The following is a 20956-nucleotide window of genomic DNA, read 5'->3' as shown; positions in this document are numbered from 1 at the left end:
TTGGCTATCAAAATGGTGTTGTAGGTGGATTTTTATTAGCCGCATTAGGTGCTATTTTATTCTATCCTGCAGCAGGAACTCATAGTTATGCTATATTTTTAGGTGCTTTATTTGTTTTAGCTAGTGGGGTAGTGTTACTTCAAGTTACAGGAAATCCGTTCGTTACTTTATTATCACCTAGTGGTAAAGAAGCAAGAAATTTAGCTTTAGTTCAAGCATTTAATTCACTTGGAACAACCGTTGGACCATTTTTTGGTAGCTTATTTATCTTAAGTTCAACTACAAATTTAAGCTTAGAAGAAAAAATAAGCTCGGTTCAATTACCTTATTTAGGAATTGCAGTTGCACTAATTGTTTTAGGAATTTTTGTGAAGTTTTTCATAAAATTACCTGATGTAAGAATTACAGCAGAAGAAATCAGCGAAAACGCACACGATACAAGAACAAGTGCTTGGCAATATAAACACTTAGTTTTAGGTGCTATTGGGATTTTTTGCTATGTTGGTGCTGAAGTTGCTATCGGCTCATTTTTAATTCTTTATTTAATGCCTATTTTAAATATCACTCAAGTAGAAGGTGCTAGTATGATAGCTTATTATTGGGGTGGAGCTATGGTAGGTCGCTTTATTGGAAGTTATATAATGAATTATATTAAACCTGCTTATTGTTTAGCATTCAATGCAGTTATTGCTATGACGCTTTTATTGTGTGCTATTTTAATTGGTGGAGAATTGGGTGCTTACGCAGTTTTAGGTGTTGGATTTTTTAACTCTATTATGTTTCCAACTATTTTTTCACTTGCTACAAATGGACTTGGTCGCTGCACTTCTCAAGCTTCAGGAATTATTTGTATAGCAATCGTTGGTGGAGCTATTATCCCTCCTATTCAAGGAATACTTGCTGATATTGTTAATTTACATATATCTTTCATTATTCCTGCGATTTGCTATTTATATATTTTATTCTTTGCAGTTAAAGGCTATAAATGCAAATAAGAATTTGAATTCAGATTTTTCTGAATTCAAATCTTAAATCTTAACCATAAAAATCCAAGCACAGCAGAACAACAACTAGCACTTAAAACTGCTAATTTTGCACTATTAAAAATTGCTTCATTTCCTTCAAAAACTAATGTATTTATAAAAAAGCTCATTGTAAAGCCAATTCCTGTTAATATACTAGCTCCGTATAAAATCTTTTTGCTAGATGGTAAGGTTGCACCTAGTTTATTAGCAAGTAAGCAAAAACTAAATACTCCTAATTGCTTTCCAATAAATAAACCAAAAAATATTCCAAAAAATACACTATTTAAATTATCTAAATTAAACTCAAGCAATACCCCAGCATTAAATAAAGCAAATATAGGCAATATTGCATAATTTACATAAGGGGTTAAATCGTGCATAATTTGCTCTAAAAATTCTTTATTGTCTTTAGTATGTAAAGGGATAAAAAATGCGCAAAGCATTCCAGCTAAAGTAGTATGAACTCCACTTTCTAAAACACAAACCCAAATAAAAGCACCTACTATTAAATAAAACATTTTGTAAGTGCAATGGAAAATATTTAATATAAATAATAACCCAACACCAATAGAGCCTAAAACAAGAGAAATATATAAAAGGTCATTTGTATAAAATATCGCAATTATAATAATTGCAGCAATATCATCAAATATTGCAAGGCTTAATAAAAATACTCTTACACTATTTGGAACATAGTTTTTTAGCATTAATAAAATAGCAATAGCAAACGCTGTATCAGTTCCTGTTGGAATTGCAAATCCACTTAATCTATAAGTATCAAAAAAATTAAATATAGAATATATTAAAGCAGGAACAATAATTCCACCTAAAGCACCAGCAAGCGGTAATAATCTTTTGCTATTTGTATTTAGTTCTCCGCATAGAATTTCTTTTTTTACTTCAAGTCCAATCCAAAAGAAAAATATAGCAACCAATCCATCATTTACCCATAAAAATAATGGTTTGCTTAAAGAATAATCTAAAAAGCTAACAGATGCTCTAGCTTCTAAACAAGCATTGTAAAATTCACTAAATGAAGAATTTTTTAAAAATATTGCTAAAAATGTCATAAATAATAATAAAAATGCAGGTAAAAGTTCGTTGTTTTTGATTTTTGATAACATTTCTCTCCTTTTAAATAAATTAAATAAAACATTCTTAGTAAAAAATGCTTGATTTAAAGAATTATAAAGGTTTTAAAAGCGATATTTACTCTGATAATAATTAAAAAAAATAAATAAAAGTTTATAAAAGATAATAATTTTTATTATTTAATAATTTAAAAATAAAATTAAAATTCCTATTTTAAATTCTTACATTTAAAATAGGATATTTGAATTATTTTGTTGTATCTGGAAGTTTTTCAATATAAAGGCTAGTTGAAGGGAAAGCAAAACTTAGACCATTTTTCTCAACTATTTTCATAATTTCCATTAATATTTTGCTTTTTTCATCATAATATTGTTTAGCACTAACGCTTTTTATATAAAAGTATAGCTCTATATTGATACTACTTGCAGCAAAATCATCTAGCCAAACATAAATTGATGATTTAAAGCCTTCTAAATCATTGACAGAAATTAAATTTTGTTTGTAATAATTTTTGTTTTTGTGTTGAAATACATCATCGTTTTCGTTAGCAATTATATTATTGCTTGTCAGCAATTCTTTTATATCGTTTATAAAATTTTGTATTTGCTCTGTGCTTGCGTCGTATGTCAAGCCAACGCTCATTCTTACTCTTCTACCATATTTTCTTTTTGAATAATTTTTTATATTTCCATTTAATATCGTAGAATTTGGGATAAATACTAAGCAGTTATCAAAAGTTCTTATGGTTGTTTTTCTAAGACCTGTTTCAACTATTGTTCCTTCTATTCCGTTAATTTCTACCCAATCACTTTGAGAAAATGAATTATCAAATAACATTAAAACAGAAGCAAAAAAGTTAGCGATAATATCTTTTGCAGCAAGTGCAACTGCTAAACCACCAATACCTAATGAAGCAATAATTGCTGAAATATCAAAACCTAATTTAGCAAGTATGATTAATATAGCTATGAAGACTATTATAAAATATAGTATTTTTAGCATAAGATTTATTATTTCTTTTTTACCGCTTCTTTTAGCAATTTTTGAAATAATTATTACTCCGTATCCATCTAAGATAGTTATTAATAACCAAGTAAATGCCATAGTGTTAATAATGCCAAATAGCGTTAGTATAAGTGTCATAATTGGAGCAGGATAGAACGCTATTAGAAAACATAACCATAAACCATATATATAAAATAAAGCAATTAATGGTTTTGTTGATTTTTGTAATAATTGCAATGAATGATCATCATGGTTTTTCTTAAATACTCTTAAAATTATTGCAAAAATTATTTTAAGAACTAATTTTTTTAATAAAAATATAAATAGCATTATAAGAGTGCATATTATCACTTTGCCAGGGTTTATATATTTATTTACTTCTTCTGGAAAATATGAATTAAATTTGCTTAAAAATTTATTAGTATCTAGTTGCTTAAAAATATCATTAGTGGTAAATATATCTGTATTTAGTCTAAGATATGTTAAAAGTTCTGTATAAGAATTGATTTTAATTTTTACCTCTTGGTTATCACTTGTATAATTACTAATCGTTTTTATGCGTTCATCTATTAGATTTTTTAAATCTGTTTTATGCTCTTCTTTAGAATTTAGATAAGAAATAATTTCTAATAAACATTCATAAAAATTTTGTTCTACTGCTTGTAAAATTTTATCATTATTAGTTTTTTTAATATCTTTTAATATGTTTTTGTCTAAATTCTCTGGTGTAATTAGGGTTGGAAATATTGCTAGTATTTGATTTTTTTCATTTTTTAATTCTTTGATTTCAGAATTTATTTTGAGTTTATTTTGGCTGTTTTCATCTTTTTCATCAGCTAAAAATTTATTTAATTCTTCTATTTTTATGTTTTTAGTAGAAAAATTATCAATATTATTTAATAGCTCATTAGAATATAAAAAAACCCCAAATAATAGTATAAATAAAATTCTCATTTAATATCCTTTAATGGTTTAAAGTGTCCGTCATTAGGGCAGTATTCATAGATTTCTCCTGTTTCTATTAAAAAATACCAAGCTCTAATTTTTAATTTATTCTCATCAATTCTTTTTTGAACTTCAGGATAGCCTAATAAATTTTCATAGCTATTTAAAATATTTGCTTTTTCTATCATCCAAGACCTTAATGCGTATTGACCTTCGTAGTGGTTTAGTTCTAATGTAAAATCAACTTGTTGTTTAATATCATCAATTAAAGAAACCCATTTTTTTACGTTAGGTAAAAGTTCTGCTTTTTTACTAGGAATATCTTTACATCCACCGCAGTTGCTATGCCCACATATTATTACATTTTCAACATTTAACGCATATAAAGCATATTCAATAGCTGAAGTTGTTGCTAAATATTCATCTTTTACACGATATGGTGGGATAATATTTGCTATATTTCTTACAACAAATAATTCTCCTGGAACTGTTGAAGTTATTAGATTAGGAATTACTCTTGAATCAGCACAACCTATAAATAATGTATGTGGATTTTGCTCTTCTTTTAAATCTTTAAATAAGTCTTTATGTTCTAAAAACCCTTCTTGCATAAATTGCAATGCGCCTTTTATTAATTTATCCATTTTTTATCCTTGTTAAAAAGCGAAATTATATAAAAAAATTTCAATGAGATATTAACTAACTTAGTTATAATCAAGTGCATTTAATAATAACAAGGAGACAATTATGAGTTTATACGAAAGAACTCGTGCTAGTTCAGCAATTCGCTCAGATGCTGCTATTTTTGTAAGAGATACATATATGTATTTTGCACTTTCACTAGTTGCAGCTACTTTAGGAGCTTATTTAGGTGCTACTTATTTAGCTAGTTTTTTAGTTGGCAATATTTGGGCTAGTATAGGAACGCTTATAGTAGAAATTGCCTTAATTATGATATTAAATAGAAAAAGTGAGGTAACTAATGGTGCTATTGCTATGCTATTTGTATTTGCATTTATTAGTGGATTAAGCCTTACTGGAATTATTTATATTACTTTACAAAGTCAAGCAGGTGCTACAATTATTGCTCAAGCTTTATTCTTAACAACTTTAGCTTTTGCAGGTCTTAGTGTTTTTGCATTTACAACTAAAAGGGATTTTAGCGTTTTTGCTAAAGGATTTTTTATAGTTTTATTAATTATGATAGGTGCGTCTTTATTAAACTTATTTTTCCAAAGCCACCTTTTACATTTAATAGTTTCTTGCGTTGGAGCAATAGTATTTAGCTTCTTTATCATTTATGATACTCAAATGATAATTCGTGGAGCTTATCAAACACCAATTCAAGGTGCAATTGCTTTATACCTTGACTTTATTAATTTATTTATATCTTTATTAAATATCTTAAGAAGCATTAGAGACTAATTTTTAAGCCTTCAATTTTGAAGGCTTTAACTTATTTTAAATTTTATAACATATAATACAAACTTTATTTTTAAACGAAAGAAGTAATATGAACACAATTTTTATCGCAATTCAATTTATTTTAGTAGTTATTATTTGTGCTTGCGTTCTTATGCAAAAAAGCTCAAGTATAGGCTTAGGTGCTTATAGTGGTTCTAATGAGAGCTTATTTGGAGCTAAAGGTCCTGCTGGTTTTTTAGCAAAATTTACTTTTATTATAGGAGTTTTGCTAGTAGCTAATACTATTTATTTAAGCTATAGTTATAACACTAAAACTGGTGAAAGTCTAGTAAATAAACTAGAAAATGCTAGCAAACAACTTAATGACACTAATCAGCCTAAAGCATTACCAGAATCAATTAAATAAAAGGAATACTAATGTTAAATGATATTTATTCAAAACAAAAAGAACAAAACGAAAAAGCTCACAATTCTTTAAAAAAAGATTTTATGACTTTAAGAACAGGTAAAGTAAATATTTCTATATTAGATAATGTTTTTGTAGATTATTATGGAACCCCAACTCCATTAAATCAAGTTGCAACCGTGTTAGCAACTGATGCAACGACAATTACTATTAGTCCTTGGGAAAAATCTATGATTAAGGCTATAGATACTGCTATAAAAGCAGCAAATATCGGTGTAAATCCTAATGCTGATGCTGATGGAGTTAAATTATTTTTCCCACCAATGACTAAAGAGCAAAGAGAAGAAAATGCTAAAGCTGCAAAAGCAATGGGAGAAAAATGCAAAGTAGCTATTAGAAATATCAGAAAAGACGCTAATGACGCTGTAAAAAAATTAGAAAAAGATAAAGCAGTAAGCGAAGATGAAGCTAAAAAAGCTTACGATGAAGTTCAAAAATTAACAGATGCAGCAATAGCTAAGACTGATGAATTAGTTAAAGAAAAAGAAACACAATTACTTAAAGTTTAAAAATGGCAAAGGCTAAGGTAAGTTTAGCTAGCCTTTATGATAAATTAAAAGCTGGCATTGTTGATATGTTTATGATAATGATGCCAATACAATACTTCACTACCTATATCTTAGTAGGTAGTGCTAGTGAGTATAGACAAAATCAATCTTTTATATTATTTGCAACCATTACTTATCTTTTAGTTTTATTTTTACTTTTATTTTTTAAAGGTCAGAGTTTAGGGTATAAATATTTAGGTTTGCATTTAAGAAATAAAAATGGTAAAAAAGCAAGTTTATTTCAAGTTTTTATTAGATTGGTATTGTTTGTGCTTACATTTTCTTTATTATTTGGTATTTTATTTCCATTTTTTAGAAAAGATAGGCAATATATACACGATTTATTTTCAAACACAATAGTCCTTAAGGAGAACAAATGATGGATAGAAAAAGAATTTATAATCCACAAAGTAATGAAGATTTAACATCAAGAAGAGTATTTGGTGGAAATCCACAAGGTATATTAAATTTTACAAAAGCAAAATATGAGTGGGCTTTAAAATTATGGGATTTAATGGAAGCTAATACTTGGTTTCCTAGAGAAGTTGATACTACAAAAGATGCACTTGATTATAAATGTAATTTAACTTCAAGTGAAAAAAGAATGTATGATTTAGTATGGAGCCAACTAATTTCTATGGATAGTTTTCAAACCAATAACCTTGCTGATAATATCAACCCTTATATAACAGCTCCAGAGATTAATGCAGTATTAGCAAGACAAGCTTACGAAGAAGCAAATCATTCAAAAAGTTATGCAGTAATGGTTGAAGCTATTTGTGATGACACTGATTTAATATATGAAATGGAAAAGCACGACGCTACTTTAAGAAAGAAAAATGATTTTATTTCAAGTTTATATGAAGAACTTGCAGGAGATGTAACTGATGAAAAGTTACTATATGCAATGGTTGCGAATCAAATTCTAGAAGGAATTTATTTTTATAGTGGCTTTACTGCAATTTACGCACTAGCTCGTGCAGGTAAAATGCTAGGTTCTGCTCAAATGGTAAGATTTATTCAAAGAGATGAAATCACTCACTTATTGTTGTTTCAAAATATGATTAATTCAGTTAGAAAAGAAAGACCTGATTTATTTAACGAAAAAACAATTGCTAAAATTTATGAAATGTTTGAAAGAGCTGCAGAGCTTGAAATTGAATGGGGTAAATACATTACTCAAAATCAAATTATGGGCTTTACTGACGATATAATTACTGAATATATTCATTATTTAGTAGATTTAAGACTTAGCTCAATTGGACTTGATAAAAAATATAATGCAAAACATCCTATTAAATGGGTTGATGACTTTTCTAAATTTAACGACCAAAAGAGTAACTTTTTTGAAAGTAAAGTTACAAATTATAGTAAAGGAAGCTTGAGTTTTGATGATTTTTAAGGATATTTACGAACAGCAAAAATGTGCTAGACTTGCTGAAAATATTGCAAATGAAGTTAATATTAGCAATGAGATTAAACAAGCATTTGCTAATACACCAAGAGAAATTTTTATGCCTATGAGTAATTTTGCTTATGAGCTTCACGCAATGCCGCTTAGCTCAAATCAATGGATTAGCTCACCAATTACCGTTGCAAAGATGACAGCAGCACTAGAGCCTGTTGGTGCTGATAGTGTGCTTGAGATTGGTTGTGGTAGCGGGTATCAAGCTGCACTTTTGAGTAATCTTATTAGAAGAGTTTTTTCTCTTGAGAGAATAAAGGAATTATCAAATAAAGCAATAAAAAATCTTGATACAATCAAGGCAAATGTATATGTTCGCCACGCCGATGGAAATAATGGGCTTAAAAATTATGCACCTTATGAGAGAATTTTACTATCTGCATATACAAATAAAGTTCCTGATGTATTATTTACTCAACTTGAAGTTGGTGGAATTTTAGTAGCTCCTGTTGGAAATGAAAATAAACAATATATTACTAAGTATATTAAGCATAAAGATAGAATAGAAGAAATCATTCTTGATTCTTGCACTTTTGTTCCTATGTTAAGTGGTGTTGAATAGTAATTTAACATCACTTTTTAATCTTTATTTTTACTCAAAATATTTTTTAATCTACATTTATTTGTATAATTAGCTTAATAAGGTAAAAATTATCCTTTGTAAAGAAAAATTAATTTTAAAAATATATAATCGAAACTTTATTTAAAAATTAAGGACAAATTGAGTCAATGAATAAGGTTTTCTTATCATTTGTTGTTAGTGGTAGCTTACTAGCATCAAATTATAAGCTAGTTCCATTGAGTGCTGATGGAGTAGCTTTATCTAGCTCAAATTTAGCAAAGAGTTTTAGTGCCGATGCGGCTTTTATAAATCCAGCAAATATGGGATTTTTAGGACAAAATCCACAATTGCATTTTAGTTCAAATTTTTACAATGCTGCTGGCTCAAGATTTACAAATGAATTGGTAAATGGTTTAGATGGCGAACCATATTATAACGCCACTGATGCACACGGAAAAGAGTTTTCGTTCTTTATACCAACACTTGCATTTGTTTATCCTATTAACGAGCAACATTTTGTTGGATTTGCAGGTTATACTGATTTTGCTGCTGTTTATGGATGGAATAGTGATTATGCAAAAGCACTTGCTAATAATATGGATATTCGTGGTGGAACTGCAGCTATTTCCTATGCTTATAAGCCTATTGATGAATTAAGTTTGGGTGCAAGTTTAACATTAAATCATACTAGAATTAAATTTAATATTTTAAAAGATAATGCAAAAAATCCTAGATATATTCCAGCAGATATTAGTAGTGTAAATAGAGTTTGGGTTGATGAAAAAGGTAATGCACATCCTTATTCTTGGGTATATGAAGGAGATGCTAGGGTAGATAATGGTTATAAATTTGGATACAAATTATCTTTAACTTATGTTCCTAAATATTTTGATGATAAATTAAGATTTTCATTACTTTATAATTCTTCTTATAAAAATAAGTTTGAAGGTAATATTGATTTTAAAATGTCAAAGTTTGGAATGTTTGATTTTGCAAATAATTTATCTCCAAAAAATCAAGAACAATTTAATTCTATGCAAATGTCTATTCAAGAGTTAGCAGCTATGAGTATTGGATTGGCTGGTCTTATGAGTGAAGTATATAAAATAGACCCTAACACTGGTTCTATAGTTGGAACTTTACCTACTCAAGATAGTAAAGTTGGTTATAATGGTTATGTGAGTGCTAATTTCTTATATCCTGCTAATGCTAATTTTGGTATTGCCTATGAATATGGTAAACACGAGTTTATGTTTAATATGGGAAGAACATTTTGGAGTAAAGCAAAAACATTGGATTTAAAAATAAATTCACCAGAAATTCCACAATCATTAAAGCTCGCAACAATGCAATTTATGCAAAAGTGTGCAGTACCTGGTAATGATTGTAATACTATTGAAGGTTTTCAAAAAGTTGCTATGAGTATAGGTGCTACTTTAGACCCTAAAGATAAGCAAGCTATTGAAGAGTATTTTTTATCATCATTTTTACAAAGTAGTTTAGAACAAGGTTGGAGAGATACAACATTACTTAGCTTTGGTTATAGATATAACTATGATAAAGAATTATCGCTTATGCTAGGTTTTTCTACAGAAGATAGTCCAGTAAGACGCGAGAAAATAAGCTTTTTAGCAAAAGATAGTAGAATGTATATGTATTCTTTAGGACTTGAATATAGATTAAACAAAAACTTAAAAGTAACAGGAGCGGGAGCATATCAACACTATGCTGATGTTAAAGTAAATAATGTTACTGATAATATTTTGATACAGACTAAAGGTAAGTTTTCAAATCAATCAAATCAGATTGTAAATGTTGGTATCAATTATGAGTTTTAATTAAAGGATGTAAATGCAAAATTATTATGAATACTTAGAACATTATTCTAATTTAAGTAGAGTTGCTATTTTTGATGCAAATGGAAAAATAAGCTTTAAAGAGTTAAAAACTCATGTAGATAAAATGATAGCTTTTTTGCAAAATCAAGGCGTTAAAAGTGGTGACAATGTAGCTTTTATTATGAGTAATTGTAAAGAATTTATGATTTTATATTTTGCAATAGCATCTTTAAAAGCAGTCGCAGTTCCTATTAATACTATGCTAAAATGTGAAGAATATGAGTATATTATTAAAGACTGCGATGCAAAATTATTAATAGTTTCAAAAGATATTAAAGAAGCTGCTGAATTAGCTAATGAATTTAAAGATATTTTAATATACCATTCTTTTGATGATAATTTAAAAGATGGATATTTAGCGAGTTATTTAGATTATGCACCTGTTTATAATTTTAAGTGTGAAGCTAGTATTGATGATAGCGTTCATATAATATACACTTCAGGAACAACAGGTCTTCCTAAAGGAGTTTTATTAAGCTATAAAAATATTTTATCAAATATCAAATCAGCTCAACACGATTTTAAAATAAAATCATCAGATAGAGCCATAGCGTATTTGCCTATGTTTCATAGTTTTACTTTAACAGCAGTTTGTTTATTACCTTTACTTTCGGGTTGCTCGCTTGTAATTGAGCGTTCTGTTTTACCTTTTTCAAATGTTATAAAACAAATTCTATTAAAAAGAGTTACGATATTATTTTCAGTTCCTGTGATACTAAATGCTTTATTAAAAGCAAAGTTACCTTGGTATTTTATGTGGTTTCATAAAATTAGAATTATAGTATCAGGCTCTAGTGCCTTAAGTGAAGGAACTCTTAAAGCCTATAAGGAAAAATTTAAAAGAACCGCAGTTTTAGAAGGCTATGGATTAAGCGAATGTTCTCCAGTAGTTGCGGTAAATCGCCTAGATAAGCAAAAGGTTAATTCAGTAGGTTTGCCATTACACGGGTATCAAGTAAAAGTAGTAGATGATGATTTAAAAGAATTGCCTATCGGAGAAGTAGGGGAGTTAATTGTAAAGGGTGATTGTGTAATGCAAGGCTATTACAATAAACCTGAATTAACCAATGAAGTAATAGAAGGCGAGTGGCTTAAAACAGGTGATATTGCAAGACTTGATGAAGATGGATTTATTTATATAGTAGATAGGAAAAAAGACATAATAATTGCAAAGGGGATTAATATATATCCAAGAGAAATTGAAGATATTATTATGCAATTAGATGAAATTGATTCTTGTGCTGTTATAGGTGTTAAGGATAGTGAGTTAGATGAAAGCGTTGTTGCTTATGTTTGTTTAAAAGAAGGTGCTAAACTAAGTGCTCAAGAAATTCAAAAGTATCTTAAAAAGTATTTAGCAAATTATAAAGTTCCTAAAACAATTGTGTTTAAATGCGAATTACCAAAAAATGCTGCTGGAAAAGTATTGAAAAAAGAATTAAAAAAAGAGTTAGAAATTGGAAAAAATTAAAGAGTTTTTAAGTAATAATTACGAAGAGAGTTTTTTATATTTAAAGTTATTAAATCAAGGTCTATCTAAAGAAGCGTGCATTATATTAAGAACAATGCTAAACAAAACTATAAAATCTCGTTTTGGGATAAAGTTTCATAGCATTGTAGAAGATGCGTTTAATGCTAATACTACCGCTCAAATGGTTTCGTATTTACCAAATTTCGTTGAGCTATATGAGAAAAAATTTATTCAAGAAGCAAGCGGAAAGCAGTTTAATTATAAAGATAATGCAGGGCTTATTTTATTTCAGTCAATAGCACTTACAAGATATGCTCATGTATTTTTTAACCTTGCTAATGAATTTGATGGGGCAAGATTAATTAGTGATAATGAATTAGAAGAATATAAACATAAGCCTTATACTGATTTAAGCGTTTATTTAAATGATTGCTTTGATATGATTGATGCTAGGATTAAATTAGAGTTTTTAACATCGGATTTAAGACTTGATTTGATTAATACAAGGCTTAAAAATAGCCCAAAATTTCATAATCCTTTTAATGAAATTATGAAAGATTATGATTTGAGTGCCGAAGAAACTCTTATATTAATGGCTTTATTAAAAGAAGAATTAACAGGCTCTAAAAAACCACTTCATTATGAAGAATTATTAAGCATAATTAATCCTTATCAATTAGAAAAGATTAGAAATTATGAATTATTAAGTGATGATTCTAAGTTGCTTAGCAATGAATTAATTGAATATGTTGGTAATGATAATAGATTTATTATAAGTGATAATGCTTTAAAATATTTTTTCCCAAATAAAGGCGAAAATATTAAAGCTATTGTAGAAGAATTAAATTTCTTTGAATATTTAGAAATAAATGAAATAGATTTAATAGTTAGTAAAGATATTAGCGATTTAGCAACAAGTCTTAAAAAACGCTCAACCAAAAGTGTGGCAAAAAGATTGAAAGATTGGGGCATAGTAAAAGATGATATTTTAAGAGCTAATATAATTTTTTATGGACCTCCAGGCACGGGTAAGACTATGAGTGCTAGTTATTTAGCAAAAACTTTAAAAAGAGAGATTATCACACTAGATTGCTCTAAAGTATTAGATAAGTATGTAGGAGAGAGTGAGAAAAATGTTCGTGCTATTTTTGATAATTATAAAATAATTAGCAAAAGCGTTAAAACTCCACCTATTTTATTATTAAACGAGGCCGATCAATTTTTAAGCACTAGAAGTGTAGCAAGTCACGGAAGTGAATTAATGCATAATCAAATGCAAAATATTTTCTTAGAACAACTAGAAAAATTTGATGGCATTGTAATAGCTACAACTAACTTTTTAGATAGTTTAGACCCAGCATTTTCAAGGAGATTTGAGTATAAAATCAAATTCTCAAATCCAACAGAAATAGAGCGTGAGAAGATTTGGAAATTACACTTACCAAAAAATGCGGAATTTGAATCAGGATTTAAAGTAGAAGATTTAAAAAGTTATGAATTAAGTGGAGCACAGATTAAAATGGTTGTTAAAAATACTGCTATAAAAGTTGCTCAAGGCGATGGAATTTTTAGATTAGATGATTTTAAAGAAAGTATTCAAAAAGAACTAAATAGCGATTTTTCTAAAGAAATTAAAATGGGCTTTAATTAATCAATAGCCCTTATAATAAAATAAACTACGAAAGGAAAATCCAGTGAATATTATTAAAAAAGCTCTAACATTTGAAGATGTATTATTGGTTCCGCAATATTCAGAAGTTTTACCAAAAGAAGTTGATATTAGTACAAAGCTTACTAAAAATATTAATTTAAATATGCCTTTAATTTCGGCTGCTATGGATACGGTTACAGAGCATAAGGCTGCAATAATGATGGCAAGGCTTGGTGGAATTGGAATAATTCATAAAAATATGGATATTGAAAGCCAAGTAAGAGAAATAATCAGGGTTAAAAAAAGTGAAAGTGGTATTATATATGACCCTGTTTATGTTAATACTAAAGCAAAGGTAAGTGATGCTTTAGCTATTATGAATGAATATAGTATTTCAGGTGTTCCTGTTGTAGATAATGATAAAAAATTATTAGGAATTTTAACTAATCGTGATTTGAGATTTGAGACTGATTTTTCAAAAATAGTTGATGAAGTAATGACAAAAATGCCTTTAATTACTGCTAAAAAAGGCTGCACCTTAGATGAAGCTGAAGTAATTTTTAGTAAAAATAAAATAGAAAAATTGCCTTTAGTAGATGAGAGTAATACTCTTTGTGGTCTTATTACTATAAAGGATTTAAAAAAGCGTAAAGAATATCCAAATGCAAATAAGGATAAATTAGGAAGATTAGTAGTAGGTGCTGCTATTGGAGTAGGGCAACTTGATAGGGCTAGAGCTTTAGTAAATGCAGGTGTTGATGTCTTGGTTATGGATAGTGCTCACGGACATAGTAAAGGCATAATTGATACTTTAAAAGAAATCAAAAAAGAATTAAATATAGATGTAATAGTAGGCAATATCGCTAATCCTAAGGCGGTTAGGGATTTAGCATTAGCAGGAGCAGATGCTATAAAGGTTGGTATTGGACCAGGTAGTATTTGCACTACTCGTATAGTAAGTGGAGTTGGAGTTCCACAAATTACTGCTATTAGTGATTGTGCTGAAGTTGCTAAAGAGTTTAATGTGCCTATAATTGCTGATGGTGGGATAAAGTATTCAGGAGATATCGCAAAGGCTCTTGCAGCAGGTGCAAGTAGTGTAATGATAGGCTCGCTTTTAGCAGGGACTGATGAAAGTCCAGGAGAATTTATCACATATCAAGGAAGACAATATAAATCGTATCGTGGTATGGGTAGCTTAGGGGCTATGGCAAAGGGTAGTTCTGATAGATATTTTCAAGAAGGAACAGCAAAAGAAAAGCTAGTGCCAGAAGGAATTGAAGGAAGAGTTCCACATACTGGAAGTATTAAAAATGTAGTGTTTCAATTACTTGGTGGTCTTAGAAGCTCAATGGGTTATAACGGAGCTATAAATATAAAAGATTTTCAAGAAAAAGCCGAGTTTGTAGAAATTACTAGTGCAGGGCTTAAAGAAAGCCATGTTCATGATGTAACAATCACTGCAGAAGCACCAAATTATAAGGTAAATCAATGAAAAAAACTTACGAACAAATCTGTGAAATTTTAGATGAAAAATTAAAAATAATTGAAGATGAGCAAACGCCTTTATTTGATTTAGTAGATGCGTATAAAGATGGTATGAAACTAATAAACGAAGCTAGAGAATTATTAGATAAGGCTAGTAAAGATATTGAAGAATTTGAACAAACTAAACAAAATAATTCTTTAAGTATTGATACAGAAAGATTGCCATTTTGAAAATAGCAGCACTTCAACTAAGCACTCAGGCTTTAAGCAATGCAAGGCTTGATTATTATTTAAGGATTTGCGAGCAAAAAGATGTTAGGTTAGTAGCGTTAGGCGAGTATGTTTTAAATAATTTTTTTACTGAATTAAAGCAAATGCCAGTTGATTTAGTAAAAGAGCAAAGCAAGGTAAAACTAGAAGCCTTAAAAGAATATAGTGCTAAATATAATTTATGTATAGTTGCTCCTATAATTCTTAGCACTAATAAAGGTTTTAATAAAACTTGCTTAGTAGCAAATAAAGGTAAAATCAAATATATAAATCAGCAAGTTTTTATGCCGTATTCACATTGGAATGAAAAGGATTTTTTTATAAATTCAACAAAAGCTATTAAATTGCATACTTTTAAATGTGATAATTTTAAAATAGGTGTTTTATTTGGCTATGAAATACATTTTGATGAGTTTTTTAAAAAGGCAAATGAATTAGATTTATTGATAATTCCTACGGCAAATACTTATAATTCAAATTCTAGATGGTGCGAACTTATTAAAATGAGAGCATTTTTAAATAATACTAATATTTTAAGAGTAAATCGTATTGGTGTTAGCGAAGTAGATGAATTAGAGTGGAATTTTTATGGTAATAGTTTTTTATGCAATGCTTATGGAGATATAGTTCAAGAATTAAGCGACGCTGAAGAAGTATTAATTTCTGAAATTAGCAAACCTAGTGAAGCTGCTAAATTTTGGCAATTTAAGGAAGTAAGAAATGAAATCAACAAGCGACTTTTATGAAAGACAAACTTTATTATTAAAAGATAGGCAAAAGAATTTAGAAAACAAAGAAATCATAATAATAGGTGCAGGCGGTCTTGGCTCAAGTATAGCATACGCACTTGCTAGTAGTGGTATAAAGAGTATTAGTGTAGTTGATTTTGATATAGTTAGCTTTAGCAATATTCAAAGGCAAATTATGTTTAATTTTAACGATGAAGGTAAAGCTAAGGTTGATTGTTTTAATAAATTAAAAGAGCGTTCATTTTGTGATATAAAAACTTATAAAATGAGTGCGGCAGAATTTTTTGCTACTAAACCTAGTGCTGATTTGATTATGGATGCGACTGATAATTTATCAGTTAGAGCTGAAATTGATAATTACGCTAAAGCTAATAATATTCCTTGGATTTTTGCTAGTGTTGAAGAGTTTTTCATAAGTGCTAGTATTGTAAAAAATAAAAAAATAGCATTCAAAAATGAAATAAAAAGGATAAAACCCCAAGCAACTCCATTTGTTATGTTTAGTGCTACTTTTGCAAGTATTTTGGCATTAAAATATCTAGCAGGTTATGAAGTAAAACTTGATTATTTATATTATTTTGATTTTTCAAAAGATATTTTAAATCTTAATAAGTTTAATTTATGAACCATCAAGAAAAATCATTTTTTTTATTAATATTTGCTGTAGTTATCTGGGGAGCATCGTTTTTGCCTACTAAGTGGGTATTAAACTATATAAATAGCTATGAATTATTATTTTATAGATTTTTATTAGCTTCTATTGTGTTTTTTTTCTTGGTTAAAAATGATATTTTAAAACATTACAAAAATACTTATTTATATGGATTAATCACTGGTTTTTGTATGGCGTTTGCCTTTATTTTTCAAACCCAAGCACTAAGCTTTACTCAAAGCTCTAATGTGGCTTTTCTAACTGGTTTAGAAGGAATTATTGCTCCATTTTTATGCTTTTTTATAAGCAAAGCAAAGCTTAGTTTTAAGATATTTTTCCTAGCTTTACTTGCTTGTTTTGGTATGTTTTTATTTAGTGATGCGAATTTTGATAATTTTGGAAAAGGCGAATATTTAGCGATAATTTGTGCTGTGTTTTTTGCACTTTTAGTGGCTTTAAATGATAAATTTTTAAAATCAAATGATTTAAATACTTTTATATTTTTTCAATTTGTAGGCAGCACGATAATGTATTTATTATCGGCTTTAATTTTTGCTGATTTAAGTTTAACTCCTATTTTAAATTCTAAGGTTTTTATACTTATTTTAGTATCAGCATTGGTATTTACAATATTTTGTTTTTTTGCTCAAAATTACGCTCAAAAGCACCTTCATCCAAGTAAAGTCGCATTGATTTTACTACTTGAGCCAATTTCGGCTGGAATTTTAGGAAGTTTTTATGGAGAAGTATTTACAATTTTACAATTATTAGGAGCAGGGTTAATTTTGATTGCTCTAGCATTTTCTTAAAGGATTTTTTATGAAAAAAATATTTTTTATTGGTATTGGTGGCATTGGTCTTAGTGCGTTGGCTAGATTTTTAAATGAGCGTGGAATTAGTGTTTTAGGAAGCGATGTTTATGAGAGTGAATTAGTAAAAGAATTAAGAGCAGAAGGAATTGCGGTTTTTATAGGTCATAGTGCATCAAATTTAAGCAACGATATTGATTTAGTAGTGCATTCAGCAGTAATTCGTGAAAACAATCCTGAAATAAAAAAAGCAAAAGAACTAGGCATAAAAGTTCTATCAAGAAAAGAAGCCTTGCCACTTATTTTAGAAAACAAAATGCTTTTTGCAGTTGCAGGTGCACACGGTAAAAGCACTACAAGTAGTATCCTAGCAAATATTTTGCAAAGCTCTTTTATAATCGGTGCAGTGGATAAAAGAGCTGGTAAAAATATGGTGTATAAAACTAGTGAAAAATTAGTTTTTGAAGCTGATGAGAGTGATAGTTCGTTTTTGAATTTAAATCCTGCTTTAAGTATAGTAACTAATGCTGAACCTGAACATTTAGAGCATTATAACCACGATTTAAACGCTTTTTATAAAGCTTATACAGACTTTTTAAAACAAAGCAAAATTAGAGTAATTAATGCTGAAGATGAGTTTTTAGCTACAATTGATTTAGATTGTGAAAGACTAGTGCCTAGCGAAGATATTAAAAACTTAGAATTTGAAGTTAAGGATTATTTGCCTTTTATATCTTTTGATTTAAGAGATTTTGGTCGTTTTAGCGTGCAAGGTCATAGCGAATGTATAGCTATTGATACTGCTTTAGCAATACTTGCTGCTAGGTGTGTTGGGCTAAGCCTAAGTGAGATTAAGCAAAATTTAAAAGATTTTTGTGGTATTAAAAAGCGTTTTGATGTTTTATATGCTAGTAAGGATTTTGTAATAATTGATGATTACGCTCATCATCCAACCGAAGTAAGAGAGACTAAAAAAGGCATATTTTCTTATGCAAAAGCACTAAATTTAGATGATACTATAGCGATTTGGCAACCACATAAATACACAAGATTGCTTGATAATTTAGAAGGTTTTAAAACTTGTTTTGAAGGTTTTTCAAAGCTATTTATTTTGCCTGTTTATAGTGCTAATGAAGATGAAATTAAAATTGATTTAGCTAAGCATTTTCCTAATGCTTGTTTCATAGACGATATAAAAAGAGTTGATAATTCTTTAAAATTATTTAGTAATTTAGGAGAAATTACTTTAGATAAAGGCGTAGTGGTTGGATTTAATGCAGGTGATTTGACATATAAATTAAGGGGCTTAAAATGATTAGATTTGCAATATTTTTAATATTGTTTTTTGCATTAATTGGTGTTTGTATTTATTATAAAAATCATTTTAATTCTAAGCTTTATGTGGCTGTTATTTCATTAATAGTTGTTACTTTTATAGTTGGTTTTATATACACTAGCCTAGATAATTCAAGTGGAGCTTTAAAGCAAGAGATTTTAAATATTTATAATTCAGGTAAGGATTTAGATTGTCAAGGTATCAAAATCAATATCAAAACTCACGGATTTAACAACGGAACTTCAGTGTTTATAGATAATACTAATAATCAAAAAATAGATATGTTTATTTGCAAATAATTTTAAGATTTTAATTAAAGCCTAAATAATAAAGGCTTTAATTATTTTAACTATCTTTAAAATATATTTTAGCAGCAAAGCTTACTGCTAAAATTATCATTGAACTTATTAATAAAATTGAAACCAACATTTTTTACCCCTTTAAAAATATCTATAAAGCACAGCATTAATTCCACTTGGCATATCGCTTGTGCTTTCTAATTCTTCAATTTCTTCATATTTTTTACGAGCTTTTTGCTGCTCTTGATGATTTGAACCTTCTTTTTTATCTCCAAAATTCATAGCAAGACCCGTAAAGCCCATATTTACAAGGCTATTTTTAAATTCTTGCTGATTTGCTATGAAAAGATTTAGAGTATTTGCATTGTTTGAATTAAGATTTATATGTAAGTTATTACCCCTTGCAATCATAGTGACATTAACTTCTCCTAATTCTTTAGGATTTAAATTAATGCTAACTTTATGGCTTGGAGCTTTGAATTTTTCTATTTCTTCCTTAAAATCTCTTGTAAAATTATCAATTACTAATTTAGTTTGTTCTTTACTAAGTTCTTTATTAGGATTTAAAAAATCAACTTTAAGATTTTGTGGTAGATTTAGCTTTTCTTTATTATCTTGAGTTTGGTTTGAGTTTTCATCTAAATTATCTTGCAAATTTTCTTCTACTATATTTAATTCAGGTAGAATTTTATTTTCATTTTCTTTTGTTTCTTGGGTTTGAATTTGAGTTTTATTTGCTTGAATTTGTATATCTTTTATATCATTTTTAATTGTGTTCGGAGTGATTTTTGGACTTTGTGTTTCTATATCTTTTGAAACGATTTTAAATGCTTCTTCTTTTATATCTTTAGTTTGTTTTTTATCATCATTTGTAATTTTGCTTAATAACTCATTTAAAGCCCCAGTTTTTAGAGTTTTTTCAGCGTTTATAATAGGTTCGTTTGTATTATTAGATACAATTTTTTCACTTTTTACTGATAATAAACTTTCTAAATTTGGTTTTTTAATTTCAGTATTTTTTAAATTCTCTTCAATTTTTGTATTTTTGTTTAATGCGTGTGAGAAGAAATTTTGCTCATATAATTTAGGATATGGTTTAGCAAAAATTTGCTCGTTATATTCATTATTTTTAATTTTTTCATAAGTTATATTGCTAAGCCCTAATTTATGCTCTTTTGCAAGTTCTACTAATGAATGAACGCTATTTGTATTTGCAAAACTTTCTAAACTAGCTTTATTATTAACAATATTTTTTAAGTTAAAAAAATCATTTAATTTTACATTTTTTTTATCTTGCTTTAATATGTCTAAAAAATCTAAAATCTGAACGAAATTCAAATCATCTAAAAGTTCTTTTCCATATTCAACATCTTCCATAGAAGTCTTAATATCTTGCATAATTTCAGCATCACTTATTTGCAATCTTTTAGGTAAAAATTCATTCATTTCTTTTGCATTTTGCACTATTTTTGATACTTTATCTTGTAGAGTTTTTGGATTTTGTAAAAGACTTGCTAATAAATTTGGCTCTTGTTTGCTTGTTTTTTCATTTAATAAAGTTGAAGCTAGATTTATATTACTAAATTGTTTTACATCTTTATTTTTTATTTCATTTTTTGCTTTAAATACATTTTGCATTACCAATAAATTTTTAGTATCTTTTACATCGGTTTGATTAAATAATAAATCAGCAAAACCTTCTCCACCAGATTTTTTAGAGCCTTTACCTTTTTTAGAATTTAGATTTTTTACATCTTGTAAAATTAATAAATCTTTCATAATAATCCTTGTTTAAAACTT

General features: G+C 28.1%; 21 protein-coding genes. 17 read left to right on the top strand and 4 right to left on the bottom strand.

Going from position 1 to position 20956, the window contains the following annotated elements; translation table 11 throughout:
- Window positions 1-995 (top strand): sugar MFS transporter (locus AVBRAN12654_RS07290; RefSeq protein WP_336614215.1); only part of this gene is annotated, 995 nt, incomplete at its 5' end.
- A gap of 26 nt (window positions 996-1021) precedes the next feature.
- Here the strand turns inward: AVBRAN12654_RS07290 and nhaA are convergent.
- The 3 genes from nhaA to AVBRAN12654_RS07275 form a co-directional block, all read right to left on the bottom strand.
- Window positions 1022-2149, bottom strand: coding sequence for a Na+/H+ antiporter NhaA (nhaA, locus tag AVBRAN12654_RS07285; RefSeq protein ID WP_239803053.1), 1128 nt, complete (start codon window positions 2147-2149; stop codon window positions 1022-1024).
- A 214-nt stretch (window positions 2150-2363) separates the two neighbouring features.
- Window positions 2364-4076: a mechanosensitive ion channel family protein gene (locus tag AVBRAN12654_RS07280; protein ID WP_336614214.1), complete on the bottom strand. Its 1713-nt coding sequence runs from the start codon at window positions 4074-4076 to the stop codon at window positions 2364-2366.
- The gene (locus AVBRAN12654_RS07275) at window positions 4073-4711 is read right to left on the bottom strand and encodes a carbonic anhydrase (protein ID WP_214116860.1); all 639 of its coding nucleotides are present in this window, start codon (window positions 4709-4711) and stop codon (window positions 4073-4075) included. The genes AVBRAN12654_RS07280 and AVBRAN12654_RS07275 overlap by 4 nt, the downstream gene beginning before the upstream one ends.
- 103 nt (window positions 4712-4814) lie before the next feature.
- Between AVBRAN12654_RS07275 and AVBRAN12654_RS07270 the strand changes: the two genes are divergently transcribed.
- The 16 genes from AVBRAN12654_RS07270 (at window position 4815) to AVBRAN12654_RS07195 (ending at window position 19156) form a co-directional block, all read left to right on the top strand.
- The gene (locus AVBRAN12654_RS07270; RefSeq protein ID WP_336614213.1) at window positions 4815-5492 is read left to right on the top strand and encodes a Bax inhibitor-1/YccA family protein; all 678 of its coding nucleotides are present in this window, start codon (window positions 4815-4817) and stop codon (window positions 5490-5492) included.
- Window positions 5493-5580: 88 nt separating this feature from the next.
- The gene (gene secG / locus AVBRAN12654_RS07265; protein WP_214116856.1) at window positions 5581-5898 is read left to right on the top strand and encodes a preprotein translocase subunit SecG; all 318 of its coding nucleotides are present in this window, start codon (window positions 5581-5583) and stop codon (window positions 5896-5898) included.
- A gap of 11 nt (window positions 5899-5909) precedes the next feature.
- Window positions 5910-6467, top strand: coding sequence for a ribosome recycling factor (gene frr, locus AVBRAN12654_RS07260; protein WP_214116854.1), 558 nt, complete (start codon window positions 5910-5912; stop codon window positions 6465-6467).
- Between the two features lie 2 nt (window positions 6468-6469).
- Window positions 6470-6886, top strand: coding sequence for an RDD family protein (locus tag AVBRAN12654_RS07255; protein WP_214116851.1), 417 nt, complete (start codon window positions 6470-6472; stop codon window positions 6884-6886).
- Window positions 6886-7908: a ribonucleotide-diphosphate reductase subunit beta gene (locus tag AVBRAN12654_RS07250; protein ID WP_214117055.1), complete on the top strand. Its 1023-nt coding sequence runs from the start codon at window positions 6886-6888 to the stop codon at window positions 7906-7908. Before AVBRAN12654_RS07255 ends, AVBRAN12654_RS07250 begins: the two co-directional genes overlap by 1 nt.
- Window positions 7898-8533, top strand: coding sequence for a protein-L-isoaspartate(D-aspartate) O-methyltransferase (locus tag AVBRAN12654_RS07245; RefSeq protein WP_214116849.1), 636 nt, complete (start codon window positions 7898-7900; stop codon window positions 8531-8533). The genes AVBRAN12654_RS07250 and AVBRAN12654_RS07245 overlap by 11 nt, the downstream gene beginning before the upstream one ends.
- Window positions 8534-8700: 167 nt before the next feature.
- Window positions 8701-10371, top strand: a complete 1671-nt coding sequence (locus AVBRAN12654_RS07240; protein ID WP_336614212.1) for an OmpP1/FadL family transporter — start codon at window positions 8701-8703, stop codon at window positions 10369-10371.
- Between the two features lie 13 nt (window positions 10372-10384).
- Entirely contained in the window at window positions 10385-11902 is a 1518-nt protein-coding gene (locus tag AVBRAN12654_RS07235; RefSeq protein WP_214119789.1) for a long-chain-fatty-acid--CoA ligase, read from the top strand.
- Window positions 11889-13553, top strand: coding sequence for an AAA family ATPase (locus AVBRAN12654_RS07230; RefSeq protein ID WP_214116843.1), 1665 nt, complete (start codon window positions 11889-11891; stop codon window positions 13551-13553). The genes AVBRAN12654_RS07235 and AVBRAN12654_RS07230 overlap by 14 nt, the downstream gene beginning before the upstream one ends.
- Window positions 13554-13596: 43 nt before the next feature.
- The gene (gene guaB / locus AVBRAN12654_RS07225; RefSeq protein WP_214119788.1) at window positions 13597-15048 is read left to right on the top strand and encodes an IMP dehydrogenase; all 1452 of its coding nucleotides are present in this window, start codon (window positions 13597-13599) and stop codon (window positions 15046-15048) included.
- Entirely contained in the window at window positions 15045-15272 is a 228-nt protein-coding gene (locus tag AVBRAN12654_RS07220) for an exodeoxyribonuclease VII small subunit (protein WP_214116840.1), read from the top strand. Before guaB ends, AVBRAN12654_RS07220 begins: the two co-directional genes overlap by 4 nt.
- Complete coding sequence (locus tag AVBRAN12654_RS07215) at window positions 15266-16057, top strand: carbon-nitrogen hydrolase family protein (RefSeq protein WP_214119803.1); 792 nt, start codon at window positions 15266-15268, stop codon at window positions 16055-16057. Before AVBRAN12654_RS07220 ends, AVBRAN12654_RS07215 begins: the two co-directional genes overlap by 7 nt.
- Window positions 16032-16685 carry a HesA/MoeB/ThiF family protein gene (locus AVBRAN12654_RS07210; RefSeq protein WP_214119787.1) on the top strand — a complete coding sequence of 218 codons (654 nt, stop codon included), beginning with the start codon at window positions 16032-16034 and terminating at the stop codon, window positions 16683-16685. Before AVBRAN12654_RS07215 ends, AVBRAN12654_RS07210 begins: the two co-directional genes overlap by 26 nt.
- Complete coding sequence (locus AVBRAN12654_RS07205) at window positions 16682-17521, top strand: DMT family transporter (protein ID WP_336614211.1); 840 nt, start codon at window positions 16682-16684, stop codon at window positions 17519-17521. The genes AVBRAN12654_RS07210 and AVBRAN12654_RS07205 overlap by 4 nt, the downstream gene beginning before the upstream one ends.
- 10 nt (window positions 17522-17531) lie before the next feature.
- Window positions 17532-18836, top strand: a complete 1305-nt coding sequence (gene murC / locus AVBRAN12654_RS07200; protein WP_214116833.1) for a UDP-N-acetylmuramate--L-alanine ligase — start codon at window positions 17532-17534, stop codon at window positions 18834-18836.
- A complete protein-coding gene (locus AVBRAN12654_RS07195) occupies window positions 18833-19156 on the top strand; it encodes a hypothetical protein (RefSeq protein WP_214116831.1) in 324 nt (107 codons plus the stop codon). Before murC ends, AVBRAN12654_RS07195 begins: the two co-directional genes overlap by 4 nt.
- Before the next feature lie 141 nt (window positions 19157-19297).
- On the opposite strand, the gene fliK is transcribed toward AVBRAN12654_RS07195, so the two are convergent.
- Complete coding sequence (gene fliK / locus AVBRAN12654_RS07190; RefSeq protein ID WP_336614210.1) at window positions 19298-20935, bottom strand: flagellar hook-length control protein FliK; 1638 nt, start codon at window positions 20933-20935, stop codon at window positions 19298-19300.
- Window positions 20936-20956 lie beyond the last annotated feature (21 nt).

It is taken from the genome of Campylobacter sp. RM12654 (assembly GCF_020137585.1).
GTDB lineage: Bacteria > Campylobacterota > Campylobacteria > Campylobacterales > Campylobacteraceae > Campylobacter_E.
This window is presented reverse-complemented; position numbering and strand designations above follow the sequence as displayed.

Bases quoted from the DNA above. Each gene is read 5' to 3' on its own strand.
- nhaA (WP_239803053.1), bottom strand. From the start codon at position 2,149: ATGTTATCAAAAATCAAAAACAACGAACTTTTACCTGCATTTTTATTA.
- AVBRAN12654_RS07280 (WP_336614214.1), bottom strand. From the start codon at position 4,076: ATGAGAATTTTATTTATACTATTATTTGGGGTTTTTTTATATTCTAAT.
- AVBRAN12654_RS07275 (WP_214116860.1), bottom strand. From the start codon at position 4,711: ATGGATAAATTAATAAAAGGCGCATTGCAATTTATGCAAGAAGGGTTT.
- AVBRAN12654_RS07270 (WP_336614213.1), top strand. From the start codon at position 4,815: ATGAGTTTATACGAAAGAACTCGTGCTAGTTCAGCAATTCGCTCAGAT.
- secG (WP_214116856.1), top strand. From the start codon at position 5,581: ATGAACACAATTTTTATCGCAATTCAATTTATTTTAGTAGTTATTATT.
- frr (WP_214116854.1), top strand. From the start codon at position 5,910: ATGTTAAATGATATTTATTCAAAACAAAAAGAACAAAACGAAAAAGCT.
- AVBRAN12654_RS07255 (WP_214116851.1), top strand. From the start codon at position 6,470: ATGGCAAAGGCTAAGGTAAGTTTAGCTAGCCTTTATGATAAATTAAAA.
- AVBRAN12654_RS07250 (WP_214117055.1), top strand. From the start codon at position 6,886: ATGGATAGAAAAAGAATTTATAATCCACAAAGTAATGAAGATTTAACA.
- AVBRAN12654_RS07245 (WP_214116849.1), top strand. From the start codon at position 7,898: ATGATTTTTAAGGATATTTACGAACAGCAAAAATGTGCTAGACTTGCT.
- AVBRAN12654_RS07240 (WP_336614212.1), top strand. From the start codon at position 8,701: ATGAATAAGGTTTTCTTATCATTTGTTGTTAGTGGTAGCTTACTAGCA.
- AVBRAN12654_RS07235 (WP_214119789.1), top strand. From the start codon at position 10,385: ATGCAAAATTATTATGAATACTTAGAACATTATTCTAATTTAAGTAGA.
- AVBRAN12654_RS07220 (WP_214116840.1), top strand. From the start codon at position 15,045: ATGAAAAAAACTTACGAACAAATCTGTGAAATTTTAGATGAAAAATTA.
- AVBRAN12654_RS07210 (WP_214119787.1), top strand. From the start codon at position 16,032: ATGAAATCAACAAGCGACTTTTATGAAAGACAAACTTTATTATTAAAA.
- AVBRAN12654_RS07205 (WP_336614211.1), top strand. From the start codon at position 16,682: ATGAACCATCAAGAAAAATCATTTTTTTTATTAATATTTGCTGTAGTT.
- murC (WP_214116833.1), top strand. From the start codon at position 17,532: ATGAAAAAAATATTTTTTATTGGTATTGGTGGCATTGGTCTTAGTGCG.
- AVBRAN12654_RS07195 (WP_214116831.1), top strand. From the start codon at position 18,833: ATGATTAGATTTGCAATATTTTTAATATTGTTTTTTGCATTAATTGGT.
- fliK (WP_336614210.1), bottom strand. From the start codon at position 20,935: ATGAAAGATTTATTAATTTTACAAGATGTAAAAAATCTAAATTCTAAA.